Source organism: Streptomyces sp. NPDC058051, assembly GCF_042885475.1.
Classification (GTDB): Bacteria; Actinomycetota; Actinomycetes; order Streptomycetales; family Streptomycetaceae; genus Streptomyces.
Genome location: NZ_JBHVRW010000005.1, coordinates 33,524 through 56,977, shown reverse-complemented (window position 1 = coordinate 56,977; position 23,454 = coordinate 33,524). Strand labels below are relative to the sequence as shown.

The 23,454-nt window shown below is 72.6% G+C and carries 20 protein-coding genes and 1 tRNA gene; 12 read left to right on the top strand and 9 right to left on the bottom strand.

The genetic code is table 11. The features are described from left to right. Nucleotides 1-84: 84 nt before the first annotated feature. Complete coding sequence (locus ACFVUT_RS10355) at nucleotides 85-1,653, bottom strand: sensor histidine kinase (RefSeq protein ID WP_389644985.1); 1,569 nt, start codon at nucleotides 1,651-1,653, stop codon at nucleotides 85-87. Continuing rightward, on the bottom strand, nucleotides 1,650-2,369 hold the full coding sequence (locus tag ACFVUT_RS10350; protein ID WP_389644982.1) for a response regulator transcription factor: 720 nt from the start codon (nucleotides 2,367-2,369) through the stop codon (nucleotides 1,650-1,652). The genes ACFVUT_RS10355 and ACFVUT_RS10350 overlap by 4 nt, the downstream gene beginning before the upstream one ends. An 89-nt stretch (nucleotides 2,370-2,458) precedes the next feature. Here ACFVUT_RS10350 and ACFVUT_RS10345 point away from each other — a divergent pair, with 89 nt between their 5' ends. Next, nucleotides 2,459-3,013 carry a hypothetical protein gene (locus ACFVUT_RS10345; RefSeq protein ID WP_389644979.1) on the top strand — a complete coding sequence of 185 codons (555 nt, stop codon included), beginning with the start codon at nucleotides 2,459-2,461 and terminating at the stop codon, nucleotides 3,011-3,013. A gap of 106 nt (nucleotides 3,014-3,119) precedes the next feature. Here the strand turns inward: ACFVUT_RS10345 and ACFVUT_RS10340 are convergent, their stop codons facing one another. Further along, the gene (locus ACFVUT_RS10340; protein ID WP_389645746.1) at nucleotides 3,120-4,034 is read right to left on the bottom strand and encodes a spermidine synthase; all 915 of its coding nucleotides are present in this window, start codon (nucleotides 4,032-4,034) and stop codon (nucleotides 3,120-3,122) included. Nucleotides 4,035-4,165: 131 nt separating this feature from the next. Next, the gene (locus tag ACFVUT_RS10335; protein WP_389644977.1) at nucleotides 4,166-4,606 is read right to left on the bottom strand and encodes a hypothetical protein; all 441 of its coding nucleotides are present in this window, start codon (nucleotides 4,604-4,606) and stop codon (nucleotides 4,166-4,168) included. Nucleotides 4,607-4,845: 239 nt separating this feature from the next. Here ACFVUT_RS10335 and ACFVUT_RS10330 point away from each other — a divergent pair, with 239 nt between their 5' ends. Continuing rightward, nucleotides 4,846-6,198, top strand: a complete 1,353-nt coding sequence (locus tag ACFVUT_RS10330; protein ID WP_389644974.1) for a tetratricopeptide repeat protein — start codon at nucleotides 4,846-4,848, stop codon at nucleotides 6,196-6,198. 93 nt (nucleotides 6,199-6,291) lie between these two features. On the opposite strand, the gene ACFVUT_RS10325 is transcribed toward ACFVUT_RS10330, so the two are convergent. After that, nucleotides 6,292-6,888, bottom strand: a complete 597-nt coding sequence (locus ACFVUT_RS10325) for a histidine phosphatase family protein (protein ID WP_389644972.1) — start codon at nucleotides 6,886-6,888, stop codon at nucleotides 6,292-6,294. Between the two features lie 255 nt (nucleotides 6,889-7,143). On the opposite strand from ACFVUT_RS10325, the gene ACFVUT_RS10320 reads away from it, so the two are divergent. The 4 genes from ACFVUT_RS10320 to ACFVUT_RS10305 are packed head-to-tail and all read left to right on the top strand — an operon-like array spanning nucleotide 7,144 to nucleotide 12,143. After that, the gene (locus ACFVUT_RS10320) at nucleotides 7,144-8,136 is read left to right on the top strand and encodes a phosphatase PAP2 family protein (RefSeq protein WP_389644969.1); all 993 of its coding nucleotides are present in this window, start codon (nucleotides 7,144-7,146) and stop codon (nucleotides 8,134-8,136) included. After that, a complete protein-coding gene (locus ACFVUT_RS10315) occupies nucleotides 8,021-9,208 on the top strand; it encodes a hypothetical protein (protein WP_389644966.1) in 1,188 nt (395 codons plus the stop codon). The genes ACFVUT_RS10320 and ACFVUT_RS10315 overlap by 116 nt, the downstream gene beginning before the upstream one ends. After that, nucleotides 9,199-10,812: a hypothetical protein gene (locus ACFVUT_RS10310; RefSeq protein WP_389644963.1), complete on the top strand. Its 1,614-nt coding sequence runs from the start codon at nucleotides 9,199-9,201 to the stop codon at nucleotides 10,810-10,812. The genes ACFVUT_RS10315 and ACFVUT_RS10310 overlap by 10 nt, the downstream gene beginning before the upstream one ends. Then, on the top strand, nucleotides 10,809-12,143 hold the full coding sequence (locus ACFVUT_RS10305) for an AAA domain-containing protein (protein ID WP_389644960.1): 1,335 nt from the start codon (nucleotides 10,809-10,811) through the stop codon (nucleotides 12,141-12,143). Before ACFVUT_RS10310 ends, ACFVUT_RS10305 begins: the two co-directional genes overlap by 4 nt. A gap of 106 nt (nucleotides 12,144-12,249) precedes the next feature. Here ACFVUT_RS10305 and ACFVUT_RS10300 read toward each other — a convergent pair whose 3' ends face one another. After that, nucleotides 12,250-13,455, bottom strand: a complete 1,206-nt coding sequence (locus ACFVUT_RS10300) for an MFS transporter (protein ID WP_389644957.1) — start codon at nucleotides 13,453-13,455, stop codon at nucleotides 12,250-12,252. A gap of 343 nt (nucleotides 13,456-13,798) precedes the next feature. Between ACFVUT_RS10300 and ACFVUT_RS10295 the strand changes: the two genes are divergently transcribed. The 3 genes from ACFVUT_RS10295 to ACFVUT_RS10285 all read left to right on the top strand — a co-directional run bounded on the left by ACFVUT_RS10295 (nucleotide 13,799) and on the right by ACFVUT_RS10285 (nucleotide 15,120). Beyond that, nucleotides 13,799-14,140, top strand: coding sequence for a hypothetical protein (locus tag ACFVUT_RS10295; protein WP_389644954.1), 342 nt, complete (start codon nucleotides 13,799-13,801; stop codon nucleotides 14,138-14,140). 208 nt (nucleotides 14,141-14,348) lie between these two features. Then, nucleotides 14,349-15,035: a hypothetical protein gene (locus ACFVUT_RS10290; RefSeq protein ID WP_389644951.1), complete on the top strand. Its 687-nt coding sequence runs from the start codon at nucleotides 14,349-14,351 to the stop codon at nucleotides 15,033-15,035. Between the two features lie 11 nt (nucleotides 15,036-15,046). Next, nucleotides 15,047-15,120 (top strand) — tRNA-Lys (locus tag ACFVUT_RS10285). A 124-nt stretch (nucleotides 15,121-15,244) separates the two neighbouring features. Here the strand turns inward: ACFVUT_RS10285 and ACFVUT_RS10280 are convergent. Then, complete coding sequence (locus ACFVUT_RS10280; RefSeq protein ID WP_389644948.1) at nucleotides 15,245-16,459, bottom strand: M6 family metalloprotease domain-containing protein; 1,215 nt, start codon at nucleotides 16,457-16,459, stop codon at nucleotides 15,245-15,247. Between the two features lie 410 nt (nucleotides 16,460-16,869). Here ACFVUT_RS10280 and ACFVUT_RS10275 point away from each other — a divergent pair, with 410 nt between their 5' ends. Next, complete coding sequence (locus tag ACFVUT_RS10275; protein ID WP_389644945.1) at nucleotides 16,870-18,741, top strand: putative bifunctional diguanylate cyclase/phosphodiesterase; 1,872 nt, start codon at nucleotides 16,870-16,872, stop codon at nucleotides 18,739-18,741. A gap of 165 nt (nucleotides 18,742-18,906) precedes the next feature. Here ACFVUT_RS10275 and ACFVUT_RS10270 read toward each other — a convergent pair whose 3' ends face one another. Then, on the bottom strand, nucleotides 18,907-20,025 hold the full coding sequence (locus tag ACFVUT_RS10270) for an LLM class flavin-dependent oxidoreductase (RefSeq protein ID WP_389644942.1): 1,119 nt from the start codon (nucleotides 20,023-20,025) through the stop codon (nucleotides 18,907-18,909). A gap of 186 nt (nucleotides 20,026-20,211) precedes the next feature. Next, nucleotides 20,212-21,009: a decarboxylase gene (locus ACFVUT_RS10265; protein WP_389644939.1), complete on the bottom strand. Its 798-nt coding sequence runs from the start codon at nucleotides 21,007-21,009 to the stop codon at nucleotides 20,212-20,214. A 319-nt stretch (nucleotides 21,010-21,328) separates the two neighbouring features. Here ACFVUT_RS10265 and ACFVUT_RS10260 point away from each other — a divergent pair, with 319 nt between their 5' ends. Further along, on the top strand, nucleotides 21,329-22,288 hold the full coding sequence (locus ACFVUT_RS10260; protein ID WP_389644936.1) for a D-2-hydroxyacid dehydrogenase: 960 nt from the start codon (nucleotides 21,329-21,331) through the stop codon (nucleotides 22,286-22,288). Nucleotides 22,289-22,544: 256 nt separating this feature from the next. Beyond that, nucleotides 22,545-23,447, top strand: coding sequence for an ectoine/hydroxyectoine ABC transporter substrate-binding protein EhuB (gene ehuB / locus ACFVUT_RS10255; protein ID WP_389644933.1), 903 nt, complete (start codon nucleotides 22,545-22,547; stop codon nucleotides 23,445-23,447). Nucleotides 23,448-23,454: the final 7 nt, after the last annotated feature.

Genomic DNA, 23,454 nt, shown 5'->3' with positions numbered 1-23,454 from the left:
TAGCGGCAGACAATCCGGCAAATGACCTTATTCGGACCTGGGTTGACGTCCTTAGGACTGCCTTAAGGGGCGCATCGGCGCTGGTTAAAGGTGCGGGCGCGACCCTGACCGGAATCGGAGCGCTACGTTCCGACGGATCGCCCCACGTCGCCGCCGCCCCACCCGGTGACCACCCCGACCCCGCTCCTGCCGCCGGCCGCCGAGGCCGATCCAGACGCGTATCTCCGCGCCTCCGAGCACCGAGCGTCCGATCCGCACATCGCCGCCGGTGGACTCCGCGACCCGGCGGACGATGTCGAGGCCGAGCCCGGTGGATCCCACCGCCGCCTTCGCACCTCCCGCCACCTTCGTTCCCCCCGCCGTCTCCGCACCCCCCGTACCGTTCGCGCCTCCCACCCCCTTCGCGTCTACCGCCCTCTTGGTGTCTCCCGCACCCTTGGCGCCTCCCGCACCGCTCCGGCCGCTGCCGCCGCGGGCCAGGGCCGCCTCCGGGTCGGCGATGCCGCCACCCGCGTCCGAGACCAGCACGATCACGGCGTCACCGCTGTGGTGCACATCGACGGCGAAGGCAGTCCCCTCCGGGGTGTGCCGGAAGACGTTGCCGAGCAACGCGTCCAGAGCCGCGGCCAGTTCGGGCCGCGCGACCGGGACGCGTACCGTACGCTCCACTCCCGCGAGGCGCGCCTCGCGACCCTCGTCCTCGGCGAGCGCCGACCAGAAGTCCATCCGCTCCCGGATCACTTCGGAGACGTCGCAGCCGGCGCCGGGCCCACCGCCGACGCCCTGGGACTGCGGGCGCTGTTCGCGCGCGGTCCTGATGATGATGTCGACCTCCTGCTCCAACTGCTCCACCGCGGCCCGGGTCTGCTCGGCGGCGGGGCCCTCGCCGAGCGACGCGGCGTTGAGCCGGAGCACGGTGAGCGGGGTGCGCAGCCGGTGCGAGAGGTCGGCAGCCAACTCCCGCTCACTGGCGAGGAGTTGCACGACCTGGTCGGCCATGGAGTTGAACGCGGTGGCGGCCGACCGCAGTTCGGCCGGCCCCTCCTCCGGCACCCTGGTCCCCAGTCGCCCCTCGCCCAGGTCGTGGGCGGCGTCCGCGAGCCGTCTGGCGGGCTGCACCATCCGCACGCCGAGCCGGTCGGCGACCGCGACGGACCCGACGATCAGCGCGATGCCGACGCCCGCCAGCACCAGCCAGGCGGTGGCGACCCCGTGTGAGACCTCGTCCTCGGGCACGAACACCTCGACGACGGCGATGCCCCCGGAGCCGAGCGCGGTCGGCTGGAGCAGCGCGGAGCCGCCCGCCACCTCGCTGATCGAGGCGCGTCCCGACCTCCGCACGGTCTCCAGGTCCGCGCGGGTGGCGCGCCGGGTACCGATCTCCAGCGGGCGGCTGTCCGGCTCCTCGGCGGCGGGGACGTGCACGGCCATCCGGCCCGCGCCGCCCGGTTCGGTGGTGAGCACGGCCGTTTCGAGTTCGGTGCGGTCAGTGGTGATCGAGAGGGTCGGGCCGATGGTGGCGGCCTGCCGCTCGGCGTCGGAGAAGGCCCGGTCGCGGGCCATCTCCTCGACGACGAGACCGAGCGGAACGGCGAAGGCGACCACGACCATCGCGGTCACGGCCAGACAGACCTTGACCAGCGCCCATCTCATGCGGGCCGCTCCGGATCGGGCGATCGCGCCTCGGGCGGCTGGAGTTTCACGCCCACGCCGCGCAACGTGTGCAGATAGCGCGGCCTGGCGGCCGTCTCGCCCAGCTTTCTGCGCAGCCAGGAGAGATGGACGTCGATGGTCTGGTCGTCGCCGTAGGACTGCTGCCAGACCTGGGCCAGGAGCTCCTTGCGCGGGACGACGACTCCGGGCCGCCCGGCGAGGAAGGTCAACAGGTCGAACTCGCGTCGGGTGAGGTCGAGTTCGGTACCGTCCAGCTCGGCCCGGCGACGCAGCGGATCGATGGAGAGCCCGCCGACCCGGATGGCGCGCGGCGGCCCGGCCTCGCTCCCGGCCGCGCGCGAGCGGCGCAGCACGGCGGCCATCCGCGCGGACAGGTGCGCCACCGAGAACGGCTTGGTCAGGTAGTCGTCGGCACCGTCGTTGAGCAGCCGGACGATCTCGCTCTCGTCGTCCCGGGCCGTCGCGACGATCACGGGTACGTCGGTGACGCCGCGCAGCATCTTCAGCGCCTCGCCGCCGTCGAGATCGGGCAGGCCGAGATCGAGGATGACCACGTCGAAGCGGAAGTGGGCGACTTCGCGCAGCGCTTCGAGCGCGGTGCCGACACTCCGTACCGTGTGGGAGGCCTCGGTCAGGTGCCGGATGAGGGCGGAACGCACGAACTGGTCGTCCTCGACCACGAGCACACTGGGCATGGGCGGCACCGTACGCCATCCGGAGGCCCGCAGTCCTGTCTCCGGGGGTACGAGGACGGCACCGGGTCCGGTGGTGCAGGATGTGCCGGATGCGACGAGGACTCGTACACGTGCTCGCGTGGACGCTCGCCACCGGGGCGGCGGCCACGCTGTCGTGGTGGGGCGTGCACACGGTCCTGGCGGGCACCGCGTACGTGCCGCCGCGCGCCGTGCCGATCTCGGCGGGCGTACGGGGTGACCGGATGCCCGTCGACGGGCTGTCGTCCTCGACCCGGCGCCCCGAACCACCGCCGTCGCCGTCACCCACGGACGCCGACGACGCCCCGCGTGACACCCCGGAACCGTCCGCGCCCCCGTCCTCCCGGCAGCCGTCCGGCACCCCGGCGGTCGGCAGCCCTTCACCGGCCCCCTCCGCCTCGCGCCGGGGCACGGTGCGGAGTTACGGAACGGACGGCGGCCGGGTCGTCTTCGAGTTGGGCGACGACCGGGCGAAGCTGGTCTCGGCGACACCGGCGCCCGACTGGTCGATGCAGGTGTGGACGAACTCGACCTGGATCCGGGTGAACTTCAGTCAGGACGACGGCACCACCGTGTCGGTCTTCTGCACCTGGAACGACCATCCACCCCAGGTCGACATCGTCTGATCGGGGCCTGGGGCTTGGGCCCGGGGCTTGTGGCTTGGGGCCTGCGACTTGAGGTCTGCGGCTTGGGGGCTTGAGGTCTGCGGCCTGGGGCCTGGGACCTGGGGCCTCAGCCGAACGCCGAGGGCGGTGGTGCCGGTGACGGTCGCGCGTCGGCGTCGCGCACCGCAGCCGCGCCGCCGGTGAAGTCGGCGAGCGCCCGCCCGTGTTCGACGCGTCCGGGGTGCGGGTCCGTCGCGACCCGGCGGGTCAGCTCGGCGACCTTCAGCGGCGCGTCCGAGGCGAGCAGCACCGCGTTGCCGAAGCGGCGTCCGCGCCACACGGTCGGGTCGGCGGCGAGCGCCAGTTCCGGGAAGACCGTGGCCGCGGTCGCGATCTGGCCGCGCAGATGGGTCAGCGGCGGACCGTCCGCGAGGTTGGCCACGTAGCTCCCGCCGGGCTTCAGGACCCGGCGGACCTCGGCAAGGAACTCGGTGCTGGTGAGGTGTGCGGGGGTACGGGCCCCGCTGAAGACATCGGCGATGACGAGATCCGCCCAGCCGTCCTGCGTCTTCCCGAGGCCGGCGCGGGCGTCCGTGGCACGGACCCGGATCCTGGCCTGCGGGTCCAGCGGCAGCTCCCGGCGGACCAACTGGACGAGCGCGGCGTCTATTTCGACGATCTGCTGCGTGGAGCGGGGCCGGGTCGCGGCGATGTAGCGGGCGAGCGTGAAGGCGCCGCCGCCCAGGTGCACGACGTGCAGGGGCTGACCGGGGGGCGCGACGAGATCGGCGATGTGGCCGATCCTGCGCTGGTACTCGAACGACAGATGAGTGGGGTCGTCCAGGTCCACATGGGACTGCGGGGCGCCGTCGAGCGTCAGCGTCCAGGCACGTGGGCGCTCCCGGTCCGGCACCAACTCGGCGAGAGAGCCGTCCACCTGTTCGACAAGGGACTCGGCCCCGCGTCCGGCGCCGCGTTCAGCCCTGCCGCCGGACCGCTTACGGTCGCCCGCACCCTTGCTCGACGCTCCTCGACGTGCCACTGCTGCTCGCGCCTGCTCACTGCTCATCGCTCCGGACCGGTACGGAACCGGCCGTGCCGGAGGATTCCGGCCACCAGCCCATTATGGGCGCGCCGGCTGGGTGCGGCGGGGGCGCGCGGCGGCGCTCGTGGTCAGCGGCAGCTGTCGGCCGCCTCGATCAGCCGGGCCGCCTGGTCGAGGGCGGCCCGCAGCACGGCCGGGTCGGTGACCGGGGCGTCCTCCTCGGGCGGCAGCAGCCAGCCGCTGCCGGTGACGGGCGGCTCGGCGGGGATGCGCAGCCCGCGGCCGTCGGTCTGGGTACAGGCGCTGCCCGGTACGTCCCACGCCGCGGCGGTCCCCGGAGGCACCAGGAAGCCGAGGGTGTCGCAGGCGCCGTCGTGCAGGACGGGCCCGACGGCCTCCTGGTCGGCGCCCCGGCGCAGGATGTCCACGGCTTCCAGCCCCTGGCGGGCCGGGACGGTCACCAGGTCGCAGGGTACGGCGCCGTGGCCTTCCGCGGGCGCCGTGCCCCCCGTCGCGGCCGGGGTGGTCGCAGTCGTCCGCGAGTCGGCCTCCGTGCCGAGGTGCAACAAGGGACCTCTCCTCTCATCGCCGGGCGGAGCCGGATTCCGCCTCCACAGGGACCAACGCGCCGAGGGCGTCAAGGGCTACGGTGCCACGCCGCCGCAAAGGGTGGCAGTTCATGGCGGATCGCGGGCGAGATATCCCCTTTGTTGGCAAACGCCGCATGTGCGATGCGCCACACCCGGTACGTTCTTGCTCGCCGGGACACCGGAAGCAGGAGCCCGGCTGCACCAGAGAGGGCTCAGCCATGGTGTCGTCAGGGGCAGTTCCCAACCTCGCCTTCCGGCGGCTGCGCGGACCGCGCTCCGCCGGGGAGTTCGCTGCCGCGGTACGCAGGTCCGCCCGTGAGATCGGCGAGCAGGTCGCGTGCGACGCCCGGTACATCGGACGCGTGGAGTCCGGCGAGATCCGCTGCCCCAACTACGCGTACGAGCGGGTCTTCCTGCACATGTTCCCCGGCACCACCCTGGCGGGCCTGGGCTTCTCACCGCGCGAAACGGTACGCGGGCGGGGGCCACGGACCGCCGCCGAAGCCCCACCGCCCCCACCGCCCCCTACGCTCCAGAGCGACACCGACGAGGAGAGCGACGTGCTGCGTCGCGTATTCATGACGAGCGGCACCACCACGATGGCCGCCGCAACCCTGGGTCTCGGCCTCGGCGGCACCGCCGCCGCCGTCCCGCCCGCCCGGCACCAGGTCGGCGATGCCGAGGTGAACGCCGTCGAGAAGGCGGTGCGGCAGATCCGGCTGCTCGACGACCGGCACGGCGGTGACAGCCTGTACCGCCGGGCGTCCCAACCGCTGCGGGCGGCGTACACGCTGCTGGACTCCGGGGCCGTGGCCAAGCGCTCCACTTCCGACCGGTTGCACGCCGGGGCGGGCGAACTGGCCATCTCGGTGGGCTGGCTGGCCCATGACTCGGGCCGGTTCGAGGACGCCCGCTCGCACTATGCGGAGGCCCTGGCCACGGCCCGGCTGGCGGGTGACGGGGCTCTGGAGGCGCACGCGTTCTGCAACACGTCGTTCCTGGCCAGGGACACGGGGCGGCCCCGCGAGTCCGTACGCGCGGCGGAGGCAGGGCAGCGGGCGGCGCGGCCGCTGGGCTCGCCGCGGCTGCTGGCCCTGCTCGCCCTGCGGGAGGCCGGGGGCCGGGCGGGACTCGGGGACCGTACGGGCTGTGAACGGGCGCTCGGCCGGGCGCACACCGCGTTCGGGCGCGGCCCGTCGGACGCCGATCCGGAGTGGATGACCTTCTTCCGGGAGGCGGAGCTGGAGATGCTGGAGGCGCAGTGCTGGTCGGCGCTGGGCGACTGGTCCCGGGCGGCCCGCCACGCACTGCGGGCGACGCGGCTCCAGGACCCGCACTTCACCCGGAACCTCGCGCTGTACCGGGCCGAGCTGACCTGGGACCTCGCCCGGGCGGGCCGGTCCGCGGAGGCGGCGACGGCGGGCCACCAGGTGCTGGACCTGCTGGACCGGGTCCGGTCGACGCGCATCCGGGCCATGCTGGCGGAGGCGGCGGACGTACTGGCACCGCGACGGGGCACGGAAGAGGTGCGGGAATTCCTGGAGCGGTACGCGGAGTCCTCTCAGGCATAGCCCCCACGGGGCCGACCGAGTCCCGCGCACCGGCGGACCGACGGACCGGCCGCGGCTGCCAGGGGCCCCCAGGGCCGCCAGCCGCCGCCCGGTCTACTGCTCCAGGTGCCCCGTGTCGTTCCAGCGTTCCACCGCGGGCGCACCGTAGGCCCAGCCCAGCACCGACAGCGACGTCGGTTCGAGTCGGATGCGCGCCGCGAACGACACGTCCTCGCCGAGCCACCGCGCGCCCAGCGCCCGCAGGATGTGGCCGTGGGCGAAGACCAGGACGTCGCGGTCGGCCGAGCGGGCCCAGGCGACGACCTCGTCGGCGCGGGCGGACAGCTCGGCCAGGGTCTCCCCCTCGGGCACCCCGTCACGCCAGATGAACCAGTCGGGACGGTCCGCCTTGATCTGCGCCGGGGTCATCCCCTCGTACGCCCCGTAGTCCCACTCCAGCAGCGCGTCCCACGGCTCGGCCCGGTCCGCGAAGCCCGCGATGTCGCAGGTCTCCTTGGCCCGCAGCAGCGGACTGGTGCGGACCTCCAGGCCCGGCAGGTCCGCCCACGGCTTGCGATGCAGCCGCTCACCGAGGAGCTTGGCGCCCGCACGGCCGGTGTCGAGCAGCGGAATGTCCGTCCTGCCGGTGTGATTGCCCCGGACGGACCACTCCGTCTGGCCGTGCCGGGCGAGCAGGATACGCGGTGCCATGACGGCTCTCCCTGAGACTGAACTGAGATGTGAGGCCGACGATCGAAACAGGAAACAGATCGTCCGCTTTTCCCATCATCGCGCACGTCTTCCGAAGGCAACCCCCGGGGCCGATCCGGCGTCCCTCACTGCGCGGAGAATTCCGTACACACACGGGGTATCCGACAGGCACCCCCGGGGGAATCACGACCGACCCGCACCGTACGGTTGAACGCCCGCCGTCGGTCGCATGAACACATGATGGAGAGCTTCCGGATGCAGCTTGCCAGCACCGCGCACGTGCCGCGCCTGCGGCCCCGTTGGTGGACCGAGCTGCCCTTGCTGGCTCTCGTGTACGCAGCCTACTCGGCGGGCCGGCTGGTGGTGCGCGGGGATGTGTCCACGGCCGTCGACCACGGCCTGCGCATCCTGCACCTGGAGAAGACGCTCCACATCAACTTCGAGCACCCGCTCAACCGGCTGCTGACCGCCCACTCCTCCATAGGCATACCCGCCGACTTCGCGTACGCGTCCCTGCACTACGTGGTCACCCCGGTCGTGCTGATCTGGCTGTTCCGCCGCCGCGAGGCGGTGTACCGCAGGGCCCGCACCTGGCTGATGACCTCGACACTGCTCGGCCTGATCGGCTTCACCATGCTGCCGACCTGCCCGCCCCGGCTGCTCGACGCCGCCCACGGCTTCGTCGACACGATGGCGCAGTACAGCTCCTACGGCTGGTGGGGCACCGAGGCGAGTGCTCCGCGCGGCATGGGCGGACTGACGAACCAGTACGCGGCGATGCCGAGCCTGCACGTCGGCTGGGCGCTCTGGTGCGGAATCCTGATCTGGCGCCACGCCCGGCACCCGCTCGTCCGGGCCCTGGGCATCGCCTATCCCCTGATCACCACGCTCGTGGTGATGGGCACGGCCAACCACTACTTCCTCGACGCGGTCGCGGGCGCTGCCGTGATGGGCGCCGGAGCCCTGCTGGCCGGACCGGTGATGCGCGTCGCCGACCGGGTCAGGAACCGGATCGCGGCCCGCTTCCCGCGGTTCGCCGGGGTCACGGAGTCCCCGGTTGTCAGTACCGGATGCGAGACTTCGGCGGGTGAGCGAATCCCTGGCCAGCGGACCACCTCCGCAGATTCCATCGATGCCGCGGCATCGGCCGACGCAGACGTCCCGGCCGGCCGCGCGCCCCGGGCCGGCGCCACTGCCCGCGCAGGGGCAGGAGCAGCGGGGGACGACACTCCGGCAGCGGCTCGCTGAGCTGCGCGGCCCGGCCGTCGCGCCGCGTCCGCTGGATGCCCGCGCGCTGGCCGCCCTCGCCGCCAACCCGGGCTGCCGCCGCCGCGCCCTGCTGGACGGCGCCGGGGTGGACAAGGGCGCGCTGGCCGCCGCGCTCGGTTCACCGGCCCCTTTCGGCCAGTCGCAGTTCGCTCTCGTCCGGGGCAACGCCTTCGAGGCCAGGGTGAAGGCCGACGGCGGTACGGAACTGTTGCGGCTGCTGTCCGAGCACTTCGGCGGCGATGCCGGGGCTCCGGGCGAGGTCCTGGTGCCCGATCTGACCGCGGCCGGTCCCGAGGGCCGTGCGGCCCGTACGGCGCTGGCTCTGCGGGAGGCGACCGAGGCGGGTGGCTGGGCGCTGCTGGACCACCCGATGCTGGCCCTGGAGGTGGCGGGCTCCCCCACCTATCTGGAGCCGGATGCGGTGGTGGTGCATCCCGACGGCACCTGGACGGTCATCGAGATCAAGTCCTTCCCCATGGTCGACGGTTCCGCCGACGCGGCGAAGGTCGGTGCGGCGGCCCGGCAGTCGGCCGTCTACGTCCTGGCGCTGGAGCGGGTCGCGGAGCGGACCGAGGGCGCGCGGGTCGGCCACCGCGTGCTGCTGGTCTGCCCGAAGGACTTCTCCAATCTGCCCACCGCCTCGGTCGTCGACGTGCGCAAGCAGCGTGCGGTCACCCGGCGCCAGCTGACCAGGCTGACCCTCTTCGAGGACATCGTGGCGTCCCTGCCCGAGGGCACCACCTTTGATCCGGAGTGCTCCCCGCAGCAGTTGGACGCGGCGGTCGGGTCGGTCGACGCGGCGTACGCCCCGGAGTGCCTGGCCGCCTGCGAGCTGGCCTTCCACTGCCGGGCGAAGGCCCGCACGGCGGGCGCGGTGGAGACGCTGGGGCGGAGCGTGCGGGGCGAGCTCGGCGGACTGACGACGGTGGGTGCGGTGCTGGCCGCCGCCACGGGCAAGGAGGGCGACCCGGCCGATCCCACGGTCGCGGCCCTGCGGCGCGCGGCGTCGCTGCGCGCCGAGGCGCTGGAGGGCGGCGCGGCATGTCACTGATCAGCACCCTGGCCCGGCTGGAGGCCGTGGAGAGCGGCCGGGCCCAGCCGATGGCGACGGTCAGGCACCGCCATCTCACCGACCGGCCCCTCGTCCTGGTGCCGCTGACCACCGCCGGTGAGGCGGGCGCTCCCCTGGGCGCGCTCGTCGGAACCGACCGGGACGCGCCCCGTCTGCTGGCCGTTCCGCAGCCGCGCGACCGGGACCTGCGGTTCACGTTCCTCGCCGAGCTGGCCGAGGCGGTGCTGCCGCACATCGAGGCGTACGAGGATGTCGTCGAGCCCGCCGAGCGGAGCGAGACCGATCCGCAGACCGGGAAGAAGGTCAAGGTCGACGTCGAGCTGTGCGCGGACGCACCGCAGTTGATCGTGCCGAGCCGGGCGGGCATCGATTTCGTGCGGCTGCTCGGCCGTTCCATGCGGTTCAGGCGCACGGCCGAGGACGATCCCGACACCCCGTATCCCGCCCCGCCCCGCGTCCCGCTGCTGGGCCGCTGGCTGACGCACTACGGGGAGCGGGCCAGGGTGCCGGGCTCCGCACTCCTGCTGGCCGCGACGGATCTGCTGAACCGGCACTGGGCGACCGGGCAGAGCAGCCTGGAGGATCAGCATCTGGGCGCGCTGCTGGCCTGGGTGGACTCCCCGGCGGGCGGGTCCGGGGCGCGGGCCGCACTCCGGGCGGAGCTGGAGAGGGACGGCGAGGGGCAGTTGCTCTGCCCTCCTGCCGGCCCGGCCACGGACCCGGCGTTCGACAACCGGCTGCTGGCGCCCGCCATCGAGAAGTACGACCGGGCGCGCAGCTCGCTCGCGGCGGCCGAGGACGGTCTGGCGGCCGATGCCCGGCTCGCGGAGCTGACCGCCGCGGAGCGGGAGATCAGGGCACTGCTGGCCCGGGTGATGCGGCCGACCTGGGACGCGGTGTGGCGGGGGCTCGATGTGCTGCGGGAGCTGCCCGAGGGTGCCCGGACCGAGGACCGCTGGACCAGGGACCGCTGGTCGTTCACCGGTCACCGCGACCGGGTGCGCTCCGGCGAGCCGCCGCAGCCGCGCCGGGACGACGCGGTGACGGCGGCGCAGAAGCTGGCCTCGCGCGAGACCGCACAGGCGCAGCTGGACGCGCAGGAGGCGCTGGACGATCCGCTGGTGCTGGCCGGGCGGCGGCTGGCCGGTGAGGCGTTCGTCGCGGAGGTGACGGAGGTGGAGATGGCGTACAGCGAGTCGAAGCGCCCGTCCCCCCGCCCGCTGGTCACGGTCCGCACGGACGAGCGCCCGCAGCTCGGCGAGCGCACCAAGGTGTACCGCTCGCTGGACGGCAAGCCGCAGACCGCCGAGTTCGTGGCGTACGCGGCGGAGCCGGACGACGGGGACGCGATCTCGCTGGTGCTGCGGATCACCGACCGGATGGGCCGGGGCAAGGAGCCGGCCCCGGGTTCGGTGCCCGAGCCGGGCGACCGGTTCGCCTGGACGCTCTTCGAGCACGTGCAGCGCGGGGGCCCGAAGCTGCCGGACCCCGAGGAGACGCCCTGGACGCACGGCGGGCCGCCGGGCACCGCCGCCGCACGGGCCGAGAGCCCCGATCCCCTGACTCCGGAGGACCTTCTGTGACGGCCGTATCCGACCCGGGCGCCCTGGCCGCGCGGGCGACCGACGCGATCCTCGCCGACACCCTGGGCGGTACGTCACGCGGCATCGTGGTGGACTCCCCGCCGGGCGCCGGCAAGTCGACGCTCGTGGTGCGCGCCGCACGCGAACTCGCGGCGGCCGGACACCCGTTGATGGTGGTCGCGCAGACCAACGCACAGGTCGACGACCTGGTGATGCGGCTGGCCGAGAAGGACCCCGAGCTGCCGGTCGGCCGGTTGCACAGCAGCGACTCCGACCCGTACGACCCGGTGCTGGACGGCCTGGCCAACGTGCGGAAGTCGGCCAAGGTCTCGGATCTCGCCGGGCTCGACGTCGTCATCTCGACGGCCGCCAAGTGGGCGCACGTGCAGAACGTCGAGCCGTGGGGTCACGCGATCGTCGACGAGGCGTACCAGATGCGTTCGGACGCACTGCTGGCCGTCGCCGGTCTCTTCGAACGGGCTCTGTTCGTCGGCGACCCGGGCCAGTTGGACCCGTTCTCGATCGTGGGTGCGGACCAGTGGGCGGGGCTGAGTTACGACCCGTCGGCGAGCGCCGTCTCCACCCTGCTCGCCCACAATCCCGGGCTGCCGCAGCACCGGCTGCCGGTGTCGTGGCGGCTGCCCGCCTCCGCCGCGCCGCTCGTCTCGGACGCGTTCTACCCGTACACCCCCTTCCGCAGCGGTACGGACCACGGGGACCGGCGGCTGTCGTTCGGTGTCGCGTCCGACGGCTCGGCTCCGGACAGGGTGCTGGACGAGGCCGCGGAGTCCGGCTGGGGTCTGCTCGAACTCCCGGCCCGGCACACCCCGCGCACCGATCCGGAGGCGGTGCGGGCGGTGGCCCTGGTGGTCCGCCGGCTCCTGGACCGGGGCGGCGTGGCGACGAGCGAGCGCTCCCCCGGTCCGGTTCCGGTGACGGCGGACCGGATCGCGGTCGGCACCGCCCACCGCGACCAGGCGGCGGCGGTACGGGCGGCGCTCGCGGAGCTGGGTGTGACGGGCGTGGCGGTGGACACGGCGAACCGGCTCCAGGGCCGCGAGTTCGATGTGACGGTGGTTCTGCACCCGCTGTCCGGCCGCCCGGACGCCACGGCGTTCCATCTGGAGACGGGCCGGCTGTGCGTCCTGGCCTCGCGTCACCGGCACGCCTGCATCATGGTGTGCCGGGCGGGTGTCGCGGAGCTGCTGGACGAACACCCGTCGACGGAACCGGTGCAACTGGGGGTCACGGTGAAGTTCCCGGACGGCTGGGACGCCATGTTCACCACGTGGGACCACTTGCAGGCCCACCGCGTGTCCTGGCGTCCCTGACGCCCCATCGGGCCCGGGGTCCGGGGCGGCCCGGTCGTGCACGGAGCGCGTGCCCGGTCCGCTGTCCGCGCTCTCGACCGGCATCGGCGTGCTGACCGGCATTCGTTCACATGGAGTGGCCGGTCTGCCGCGCGGGCGACTTGGCTCGGTGTGCGGCAACGGCCATGACGACGACGGACGTCAGGGCGATGCCGGCGCCGACGTAGAGCGGGGCGGTGTAGCCGAGGCCCGCGGTGATGGCCAGGCCCCCGAGCCAGGCGCCGAGGGCGTTGCCGACATTGGACGCGGACACGTTGGCGCTGGCGGCCAGTGCCGCCCCGTGGGCGAAGTCCGTGACGCGGGTGATCATGCCGGGCACACTGGCGAACCCGGACAGCCCCATCAGGAACACCAGTATCACCGACGCGATGGCGCTGCCCGCCAGCAGACCGAACACGGCCAGGGTGACGGTGAGTCCGAGCAGAGCGAGGACCAGGGCGCGGTCACGGTCGCGGTCGGCCGCCCGCCCGCCGATCAGATTCCCGGCGACCAGACCGACGCCGTACACCATCAGCAACCAGACGACATCCGCCGAGGAGAAGCCGCCGACCTCGGTGAACGTGTAGGCGATATAGCTGAACGCACCGAACATCCCGCCATAGCTGAGCGCGGTGGCCACCAGGGTCAGCCAGACCTGCCACGACCGGAACGCGCGAAACTGCGCCCGCAGACCGCTGGGCGGTACCGGTCCGGAGGAACCCGTCACGGCCGACGGACGTGTCTCGCCCGCCCGGCCCGGGACGAGAGCGATGATTCCCGCCAGCGCGAGCACGCCGATTCCGGTGACGGCCCAGAAGGACGCTCTCCAGCCCCAGCGTTCACCGACCAGCGCGCCGAACGGCACGCCCAGCACGTTCGCCACCGTCAGCCCGGCGAACATGACCGCCACCGCGCGGGACTTCCTCTCCGGCGCGACCAGACCGCGGGCGACGAGCGAGCCGATACCGAAGAACGAACCGTGGCACAGCGCCGCGACGATCCGTCCGAGCAGCATCACCGAATAGTTCGGCGCGGTCGCGGACAACAGGTTGCCGATGACGAACAACGCCACCAGGCCGACCAGGATCCCTTTGCGGGGCAGCCGGGCCGTCGCCGCGGTCAGCACGATCGCGCCGATCGCGACACTCAACGCGTACCCGGAGATCAGCCAGCCCGCTGCCGCCTCGGACACCGCGAAACTCGACGCCACCTGCGGCAGCAGCCCGGCGATCAGGAACTCGGTCAGGCCGATACCGAAGCCGCCGAGAGCCAGCGCGATGAGTCCACTCGGCATCCGTCGCTCTCCGATCGCGCGCCCAATGAGTCACGGGGTACGGCACTACCGGCCACGGCGTACGGCGTGCGGATGTGGATCGCCCGGCTCTCGAACCTGTGCGGCCCGGTGCCGGACCGCGCGGCAGCGAGGCCCCACTATGCCACCGCAGGTGCGAGGAGTCCCTTCGATGGTCCGTCGCCCTGTGCTGCCCGCGCGCTGCCCCTCGTGTGCGAGGTGCGCGAGGTGTGCGGGCGGGCGCAACCGGCCGGTGCACCACGTTCCGTGGCATCCACGCGACGCACTTGCGCGGCGTTGGAGAATGGAGGGTGGCTGGAAGGCCCGCCGAAGGAGGAAACACCACATGGCACAACCCGAGCGGAACGAGCAGCAGCGGCTGCGCCCCGCACCTCTGCTCGTCGAGCCGTCGGCGGCGGTCGCCGATCCCGAGCACTTCTTCGACCTGGAGTCGATGGAGGATCCGGGAGAGCTGCTGGCCCGCGCCACCGAGCTGACCCTGGCGTTCCGTGCCGCGACCGATCGCGCGGTGGAGTTCCAGGCGATGGCCGCCGCCCAGCTCGCCGATCCGCGCCGGTTCGACCGGCTGACGACCGCGGACATCGCACAGCGTGCGGAGTGGACCGAGGACTATGCCAAGAAGATGGTCGAGTTCGGCCGCGGTCTGCTGGGCGGCTCCACACCCTGACCGCGGCACCGGCACCGGCCCCGTCCCGCACACCGCACCGGTCCCGTCCCCCACGCCGCACCGGCCCCACGGCGAATACGGACGTACAGACAGCGGGTACCACCGTTGGCATATGCCGGGGGCGCAAGATACGCCTCCCGGCCCCGCCCTGTCCCGATTTCCCGCAACTCTCGGAATCCGGTCGCTCACACCCGGTAGATGTGTGCACATGAGCGCACGGCTGCCAGACAGAGCACACCCGCATCATGGGGTCGGCCCCCACCACGGCGCCGGCGTCTTCGCCCTCCTGTGGGACCGGGCCGGGAACCGGGCGGACCGGGTCACGGCGGCCGGTGCCGCCTGGCTCGCGGGCGCCGCGGCCTATCCGCGCAGCACGCTGGCCCAGTGGGAGGCCCACCCCTCCTCTCCGGGGGTACTGCCGTGCGGTTCCGCCTTCGACGTGGTGAACGTGCCGACCCTCTTCGGGCGCCGGATGCTGGAACACCTGTGGACGGACGGCCCCGGATCCGGCCCCGTCGCCACCCACCGCGGGCGGATGCTGCTCTTCGCCTCACCCGGCACGGCCCAGCGGCTGCCGTCACTGCTCGACTGGGAGGAGTGGGGCGGCGGCCTCGAACCACGGGCCGGCGCAGACCCGTTGGAGCGGGACCGCGGCGACGGCAAGGTTCCGCCCCTGCTCTGCCACGGCACCGGGGACGCGGTGACCGTACCGGCACTGACCTGCACCCCTTCGGCCCCCGGCCCGCGCTGGGTGGTCGCGCCGGACACCCGCACCCCCTGGCTGCCGGGCCCGGACGTGCTGCTCTGGGCCTGTGTACGGGTCACCAGGCCGTCACCCTCGTCGGCGGCCCGGAATCCGATTTTTCCTCCCGCCGATCAGGGTGCTAATGTCTAGGACGTCAGCAGGCGCCGCTAGCTCAGTTGGTTAGAGCAGCTGACTCTTAATCAGCGGGTCCGGGGTTCGAGTCCCTGGCGGCGCACAGACGGAAGAAGCCCCCTCACCCAGGTGAGGGGGCTTCTTCGTGGTTCCTTCGTACGGGCGGAGGGCCCGCGCCTGCCGAGAGCCTTCGCGCCTTCCCGTGTGCGTGGGGCGAGGTGCCCGGCCTACGTTCCGGTGGTGATCCGGACCGTCCAGGCACCCGACGGTGTCCGGCCGGCGACCTCGATCCTGGCGTGCGCGCCGGGGATGCTGTACGTCTCGCCGACCCGCAGCGGGGCGTCCGCGAGCGGGGCGTAGACGGACCGGTCCCAGCAGGCGTCGGTGCGGGGGTGGGTGTCGATGACCTCGACCGGGCCGCCGCCGGACGGGACTTCGCTGCGCACCCGGTAGAGCAGGATGCCTTCGGTGCAGGTCGTCCGGTCGTTGCCGGTCGCACTGCGGGCCTCGATGGCCACGGCGCTGTCCTCGCCGGTCCTGATCACCGCGAGCCTGGTGCCGATGGAGGCCCCGTGCGCGGGTACGGCGGCCATCGGCTCCAGGGTGACGTCCCGGCTGCGCTGGACGCACACCACCTGCTTGAGGTCCAGCCAGCCCAGCTTCCATTTGTGCCAGCCGAAGAGGTCCGGCGCGAGGCCGAACTGGCTGCCCATGACGTCCCAGTCGCCGACGTAGGTGTCCCAGTCACCCTTGCCGTCGGACGGCCGGTGATAGAGGTCCGGCAGGTCGAAGACGTGCCCGGTCTCATGGGCCAGCACGTTGTGGTCCGGCGGGTGCTGCTCGAAGACGGTGACGACGCGCCGGATGTCCGTACCGTCGGCGCGCAGCGGCTGATCGAAGTTGACGACCTTGGTGGCGTCGGAGTCGACGCCCGGGGCGTCCGGGTCGGCGACCAGGTAGACGATGCCGAAGCGGGAGAAGTCGACCTTCGGATCGGCCACGGCGATGGCGTCGCGCAGATACGCGCTGCGCCGCTCGTTGTTCCAGTCGCGCTGTATGCCGTACCAGGCGGACGCCTTCGGCATCTGGATCCACTGCTGCAACGGGTGCGGGCGCAGGGTGAACTTCCCGTACGAGGCGCGCTGGAAGAACTGGGTGGTGGTGGGGAAGTAGTCGGCGGCGAGTTCTCCGGGGGGAACAGTGGGGCGGTGGTCCGGGAAGGACACGAAGATCATGACCGCGTCGAGGGAGTGGTCCGGGCGGGGATATGCCTCGTTCCAGTCCTCCACGCCGAGCGAGTGGTGCGCCTCGGTCCGCGGCAGTGCGCACGGACCCGCGTCACCGGTGGCCGCCACGGCGGGCCCGGCGACCAGGGAGGTGGCGGCGAGTGCCAGCAGGGAGGTCACGGCGGCGGCCATGCCGCGCAGGCTCGGCCTCTCCACTCCCCCGGTTCCGTGCTGGCGCGGCACATCTACCTCCGGGTGCGAGACGCGGTCACCTCACCCACCCTGTGGCGCTTCACGTCTTTCGTCCTGCTGAGCTGCCCCAGTCGAGTCAGCGGGTCGCCGAGACATTCACCCTCACGGACAGTCACAATCAATCACCAGGGAATCGTGAGGGAACTGAATCACTCAGAAACGATCAGTCACGGGCAATTCAGATCGCCATGACACTGACCCAAGTGGGGCGAACGCGGGGCGCGGAAGGCTCCGGCGCTGGAACGGCCGACGCCCCAGCCTCTATGCTTCACCAGGCTTTCCCGCGTGGTTACCGCCTCCGACGACGGCACCCCGCGCGGCGGGCCAGTCCGGCCACACCTGTTCAGGACAGAACTGCACGGCGGGAGCGAGCGGTGAGCGGTACCTCCGAAGGGCCGGGGCGCGCGGCGGGCACAGCCGCTCATTCCACCAGACCGTCAATCACGGAGCGTCACCATCCGTGGCCCCCGGTCGGAACCGAGGGATCCGGCTCGCACGGCTACCGGGCCGCCTTCCGCGCCGCCACGCTCCCGATGGCCGTCGTCGACCACGAGGGCCTGGTCGTCGCCGCCAACGACGCCCTCGGCAGCCTCCTCGGCTTCTCCGCCGCGGCGCTGGTCACCCAGTCGGCAGCCGATCTGCTCGACCTCGTGGCGGACGGCCGCACCTGGCGCGCGTACCGCGAGGTGCTGCACCGACGCCGTTCACGCTTCCGGTGCACCCGCAAGCTCAAGCACCCCGAGGGGCGCTCGCTGTGGGCCGAGATCACCGTCGTACCGATGCCCGAAACGGAGGCGGGACGGGCCGACGGCCCCGGGCCCGGCCGGGTGCTGCTCTCCGTCGCGGACGTCAGCGACCGGCGTGAGCTGCAGAAGCGGCTGCGCCACCTCCAGATGCACGACCCGGTGACCCGGCTGCCCAACCGGACGCTGTTCTTCGAACGGCTCTCGGCCATCCTGGAGAACCCGCCGCACCATGACGAGGGCGTCCCCCGGCACGGCCGGATCGGGCTCTGCTATCTCGATCTCGACGGCTTCAAGGCCGTCAACGACACGATGGGCCACCCGACCGGCGACCGGCTGCTCGCCGCCGTCGGCGCACGGCTCGTCGAGTGTGTGGCGCAGGACGGCCCGCACCGCTCCGGTTCTCCTCTCGTGGCGCGCCTGGGCGGCGACGAGTTCGCGATCCTGATCGAGGACTCCCCCGGTACCCAAGCGGTCACCGACCTGGCCCGCTCGGTCCTCACCGCGCTGCAGAAACCCTTCGACCTGGGCGGGCAGCGGCTCTCCGTCTCGGCCTCGATCGGGGTCGTGGAGCGGCCGGTGGACGGCACGTCGGCGACCGGTCTGATGCAGGCCGCCGACACCACGCTGTACTGGGCGAAGGCCGACGGCAAGGGCCGCTGGACGGTCTTCGACCCGGAGCGCAACGCCCACCGGATGACCCGGCAGACACTCTCGTCGAATCTGCGGCCCGCCGTCGAGCGCGGCGAGTTCACCATCGAGTACCAGCCGCTGGTCGGCATGGCCGACGGTGTCGTACGCGGAGTGGAGGCGCTGGTCCGCTGGAACCACCCGCAGTTCGGCATGCTCTCGCCCAATCGGTTCGTCGCGATCGCCGAGGAGGACGGATCGATCGTCCAGCTCGGCCGGTGGGTGCTGCGGTCCGCCTGCCGTCAGGCCCGGCGCTGGCAGCTCGACCACCCGGCCGAACCGCCGCTGTTCATCAGCGTCAATGTCGCCGTACGGCAGGTCTGGGACTCCGACCTGGTCACCGATGTCGCGGAGATCCTCGCCGAGACGGGCCTGGCTCCCGGGCTGCTGCAACTGGAGTTGACCGAGTCCGCCGTGATGGGCTCGGCGGGCCGTCCGCTCCAGGCGCTTCGGGCCCTCAGCGACATGGGCGTGCGGATCGCCATCGACGACTTCGGGACCGGTTACTCGAACCTCGCGTATCTGAGCCGGCTGCCGGTCTCCGTGCTGAAGCTGGACGGCTCGTTCGTCCGCGGCTTCCGGTACGACGACGGCGAGCGGCCGAGCCCCGCGGACGAGACGATCGTCGAGGCGATGGTGGAACTGGCGCACCGCCTGGGCCTGACCGTGACCGCGGAGTGCGTGGAGACGGCCGGGCAGGCGGAGAGGCTGCGCAGGATCGGCTGCGACACCGGTCAGGGCTGGCTGTACTCACGGGCGGTGGCCCCGGAGCGGATCGCCGAGCTGATCGGCGGCGGCAGCCTGAAGGTCTGAGACCCCGGCGGACGCGGCCACGGACGGGCCGGCGGACGCGCACGGACAACGTCGACGGACGTGACAAACGGACGTGACGTGTCGGCGGACGTGTCCGCGACGCGCGGGCAGCCGCGCCTGCGGACACGCCGACCGACACGCCGGCCGACGCGCCGACGGCCGGTCTCAGGCCGTCGGCATCCCGTACGCGTCCGCGATCAGTTCGTAGCTGCGCTGCCGGGCCTCGCCGCCGTGGGCGTTGGCGGTGATCATCAGTTCGTCGGCGCCGGTGCGCTTGGCCAGGTCGTCGAGGCCCGCACGGACCTCGTCCGCCGTGCCGTGGATGATGTTGACCAGCCAGCTGTCGACGAACTCCCGCTCCATGGGGCTGAAGGAGTACGCCTCCGCCTCCTCGGGTGTGGGAACGAGGCCGGGACGCCCGGTGCGCAGGCGGACCATGGACAGGGCTCCGGAGAGCACCTGGCGGCGGGCCTCGTCTGCGTCGTCGGCGGCCAGGGCCGAGGCACCGATCATGGCGTACGGGGCGTCGAGCACCGCGGACGGCCGGAAGGACTCCCGGTACAGATCGAGAGCCGGCACCGTGTTCTGGGCCGAGAAGTGGTGGGCGAAGGCGAACGGCAGGCCCAGCACACCGGCCAGCCGGGCGCTGAAGCCGGAGGAGCCGAGGAGCCAGATCGGCGGGCGGGCCGGGGACTGGACCCCTCCTTCGGCGGTGGCCTGGACCGGGCCGGGAACCGCGTGGATGCGGGCGTAGGGGTGGCCGTCGGGGAAGTCGTCGTCCAGGAACCGGGTCAGCTCGGCGAGCTGCTGCGGGAAATCGTCGGCGCCCTCGCCCAGCCGGTCCGTCCGCCGCAGGGCGGCTGCCGTCGCGCCGTCGGTGCCGGGGGCGCGCCCGAGGCCGAGGTCGATGCGGCCGGGGGCCATGGCCTGGAGGGTGCCGAACTGTTCGGCGATGACGAGCGGCGCGTGATTGGGCAACATCACGCCGCCGGAGCCGAGCCTGACGCGCGTGGTGTGCGCGGCGAGGTGGGCGAGGATCACGGCGGGCGAGGAGGAGGCGACGCCGGGCATCGAGTGGTGTTCGGCGACCCAGTAGCGGTGGAATCCGCGGCGCTCGGCAAGCCGCGCGATGTCCACGCTGGTGCGCAGGGCCTGTGTGGCGGTGCGCCCCTGGCCCACGGTCACCAGATCCAGCACGGAGAGCGGAACGGGAGCCGCTCCCTCCGCCCTGCCACGGATCTCGTCCGTCCCGCCATGGATCTCGTCGCCTCGAATCTCGTCCACGTCCTGGCCTCTCCGGTGATGCGCGTACGTCCGGCTCATGGTTCCAGGGGCAGAACAGGAGGTGGTCTCCGCTTATTCCCCGCTGTCCCCGCCCGCGGTTCGCCTTATTCCCCGCTGCCCCCGCCCGCCCGCGGTTCGCCGCCGAACCCCCGGCCGCCCGGTTCACGGGCGGCGGCCGGAACGGATCTACCTGCCGGGCCGCCCCCTCTTGCCGCTGTGCGCGTACGCGCGGCCCTCGCCCCACCTGGCCACCGGGGCCGGGGGCGCCTCGCGCTCGGCGAAGATCCTGCCGAGCCTCGGGGACCAGGCCCGGCGGTCCGCCAGTCGCAGGCCCTCCCGGACCGTGACCTGGTTCCCGGTGAGGACCGGCTTGCCGAGAAGCCTCTCCAGTTCCGTCACGAGCGAGACGGTGTGCAGGGCGGTGTCGGGCAGCAGCATCACGTCGGCCTCCGGCCGGTCCGCGGCCGTGACCAGCTCCTTCACCTCGTCCGGGCCCCAGGCGGCCGCCTCGGCGGCGGAGGCGAGACCGGCGGCGCGGGTGGCGGCCACCTCGATGCCCGCGGACCGGAGAAAGGCGGTGAACGCGGTGGCGATGCGCTCGGGATAGGTCGTGGCGACGGCGGCACGGACGGCTCCCAGCTCCTGGACCGCGTGCACGAAGCCGAAGGACGTACTGGAGGCGGGCACGCCCGCCGCCCGCGCCAGGGCGGCGATCTGTTCCTGGGCGCCCTCCCAGCCGTACAGGAAGCTGCCGCCGCTGCTCGCCCAGACGACGGACTCCACACCGGCGCGCTGCAGCTCCGCCACCCCGGCGGCCAGACGTTCGGACGCGCCGGCCCGGACCAGGGCGTCGGCCTCGTAGACGTCCTCGTCGACTTCGGTGTGGTTCACGACCAGTCTGACGGCGTCGAGCAGGATCTCCATCCTCGGGAAGTCGTCCTCCGCGAAGTGGTGACCCGGGTAGAGAAAGCCGAGGGTCGTCATGTCCACCCTTCCTGTGTCCGCGGGTGTCCCGTTCTGTGCCTGCGGGTCTCCGGTCCTGTGTCTGCGGGTCTCCGGTCCTGTGTCTGCGGGTGTCCGGTCGGGCACCCGGGAAACCGGACGGCCCCAGGAGGCCCCGCACGCGTCGGACGTCCGGGAGCCGGGTGGCCCCGGAAGGCACCGCACCCTGGCCGATTTCGCCCGTCTCTTCCAGTATTCCCCCATCCGCCGCCACCTCACCGCGACGTGTTGACGAAGGCCGGGGCGGGTGCGAGCGTGGTCACGCCGCACCTCCCCAGACGCAGCGGAGCGACCGCCCCTCATGCCAGAGCCCACCCTGCTCGTCCTGGACACCGACCCGTCGCCGCGTCTCGGCCGGCTGACCGGCCGGGCCCGTGTCCGGTACACGGACGGGGCCGGACTCGCGGCGCAGCTCCCGGACGCCGACGTACTGCTGGTGTGGGACTTCAGCTCGGACGCGGTGCGGGCCGCCTGGCCCGGTGACGGACCGCGTCCGTCATGGGTGCACACGGCGAGCGCGGGCGTGGACCGGCTGCTCTGCCCGGAGCTGTCGGCCTCCGACACGGTGGTGACCAACGCGCGGGGCATCTTCGAGCGGCCGATCGCCGAGTACGTGGCGGGCCTGGTGCTGGCGTTCGCCAAGGACCTCCCGGGCACGCTGGAGCTCCAGCACCGGCGGCAGTGGCGCCACCGGGAGAGCACGCAGGTCGCGGGCAGTCGGGCGGTGGTCGTCGGCGCGGGCCCGATCGGACGGGAGATCACCCGGCTGCTGATCGGCCTCGGGGTACAGGTGGCACTGGTGGGACGCCGGGCGCGGCGCACCATCCACGGTGTGGCGGACCTGGACCGGCTGGCCTCCATGGCCGACTGGGTGATCTGCGCGACGCCGCTGACGGAGTCCACCCGCGGCATGTTCGACGCGCGTTTCTTCGGGCTGATGCAGCCGTCGGCCCGCTTCATCAATGTGGGGCGTGGCCCGGTGGTCGTCGAGCCCGATCTGGTCGCCGCGCTGCGCGGGCGCTGGATCGCGGGCGCGGCGCTCGACGTCTTCGAGCAGGAGCCGCTGGGGCCGTCGAGCCCGCTCTGGGGCGTACCGGACCTGATCGTGTCGCCGCACATGAGCGGCGACACGGCGGGCTGGCGGGACCGGCTGGGCGAGCAGTTCGTGGAGATGTACGAACTCTGGGTGGCTGGGGAGCCGTTGCCGAACGTGGTGGACATGCGGCGTGGGTACGTCCCCGTCCGGGACCGGGACGAGTGACACCGACAGACCGGTACGGATGGCCACTTCATCAGGCAATGCAGGACATGTTGGACTGATGACTCGTCACCACCCGTTCTCACCAGGGTTGTTCGCCCCGCGTTCCGGCCGCCGCACCCCGACCGCGACCGGACACGGGAACATCACGCTCCCATCACCCTTTGGTCACAGAAGGCCATTTCCTGCATAGGTGTGCGGGATCGGGCAGGCGCCTCCCCTGTCCGGACTGTTCGACCCCTCCAGGAGATTGCGAACCATGGCTGACTTCCCGAACCTGTCCCGCCGCGGCTTTCTGAACCGATCGGCGGCCGTGGGTGGCCTGCTGGTCGTGCCCGGACTGCTCTCCGCCTGCAGCAAGACCGACGCCGGTTCGACGGACGGGGCGGGAGCCCTCGACAAGCTTCGCAAGCAGGGCTTCGTCCGGGTCGCGTACGCCAACGAGGCCCCGTACGGCTATCTGGAGGGCAAGCAGCTCAAGGGCGAGGCACCCACCTTGCACCGGGAGATCTTCAAGGCGCTCGGCATCGACGAGCTGAAGCCCACCCTCTCCGAGTGGGACGGTCTGATCCCCGGGCTTCAGGCGGGCAAGTACGACGTGGTCAGCGCCGGCATGGCGATCACGCCGGAGCGCTGCGCCAACGCCATCTTCTCCGAGCCCGAGTTCATCTCGCCGACCGCGCTGATGGTGAAGAAGGGCAACCCGAAGAAGGTCACCGATCTGGCATCGGCGAAGGCAGCCGGGATCACCCTCGGCGTGATGTCGGGTGCCGTCGAGGGCTCGTACGCCGAGGGCGCCGGCATCGCCGCGGACCGGATCAAGTCGCTGCAGAAGCCGCAGGACGGTGCCGACGCGGTCAAGGGCGGCCGGATCGACGCGTTCCTGCTCACCGGGATCTCGCTGCGCTGGCTGGCGAAGACGAACCCCGGGACCGAGGTCACCGAGGCCTTCCTGCCGGAGATCGACGGCACGAAGCAGTACAGCCCCGGCGGCGCCGTCTTCCGCAAGGGCAACGAGGATCTGCGGGACGCCTTCAACCGCGAGCTGAAGAAGATCGTCTCGGACAGCTCGCGCTATGTGAGTCTGCTCCAGGAGTACGGCTTCGGGGCCACCGAGCTTCCCCCGGCCACTCTGAAGACGGCCGATCTGTGCAAGGGCTGACAGGGAC

Bases quoted from the DNA above. Each gene is read 5' to 3' on its own strand.
- ACFVUT_RS10345 (WP_389644979.1), top strand. From the start codon at position 2,459: ATGCGACGAGGACTCGTACACGTGCTCGCGTGGACGCTCGCCACCGGG.
- ACFVUT_RS10315 (WP_389644966.1), top strand. From the start codon at position 8,021: ATGCCGCGGCATCGGCCGACGCAGACGTCCCGGCCGGCCGCGCGCCCC.
- ACFVUT_RS10295 (WP_389644954.1), top strand. From the start codon at position 13,799: ATGGCACAACCCGAGCGGAACGAGCAGCAGCGGCTGCGCCCCGCACCT.
- ehuB (WP_389644933.1), top strand. From the start codon at position 22,545: ATGGCTGACTTCCCGAACCTGTCCCGCCGCGGCTTTCTGAACCGATCG.
- ACFVUT_RS10330 (WP_389644974.1), top strand. From the start codon at position 4,846: ATGGTGTCGTCAGGGGCAGTTCCCAACCTCGCCTTCCGGCGGCTGCGC.
- ACFVUT_RS10355 (WP_389644985.1), bottom strand. From the start codon at position 1,653: ATGAGATGGGCGCTGGTCAAGGTCTGTCTGGCCGTGACCGCGATGGTC.
- ACFVUT_RS10325 (WP_389644972.1), bottom strand. From the start codon at position 6,888: ATGGCACCGCGTATCCTGCTCGCCCGGCACGGCCAGACGGAGTGGTCC.
- ACFVUT_RS10265 (WP_389644939.1), bottom strand. From the start codon at position 21,009: ATGACGACCCTCGGCTTTCTCTACCCGGGTCACCACTTCGCGGAGGAC.
- ACFVUT_RS10310 (WP_389644963.1), top strand. From the start codon at position 9,199: ATGTCACTGATCAGCACCCTGGCCCGGCTGGAGGCCGTGGAGAGCGGC.
- ACFVUT_RS10290 (WP_389644951.1), top strand. From the start codon at position 14,349: ATGAGCGCACGGCTGCCAGACAGAGCACACCCGCATCATGGGGTCGGC.
- ACFVUT_RS10350 (WP_389644982.1), bottom strand. From the start codon at position 2,369: ATGCCCAGTGTGCTCGTGGTCGAGGACGACCAGTTCGTGCGTTCCGCC.
- ACFVUT_RS10300 (WP_389644957.1), bottom strand. From the start codon at position 13,455: ATGCCGAGTGGACTCATCGCGCTGGCTCTCGGCGGCTTCGGTATCGGC.
- ACFVUT_RS10320 (WP_389644969.1), top strand. From the start codon at position 7,144: ATGCAGCTTGCCAGCACCGCGCACGTGCCGCGCCTGCGGCCCCGTTGG.
- ACFVUT_RS10260 (WP_389644936.1), top strand. From the start codon at position 21,329: ATGCCAGAGCCCACCCTGCTCGTCCTGGACACCGACCCGTCGCCGCGT.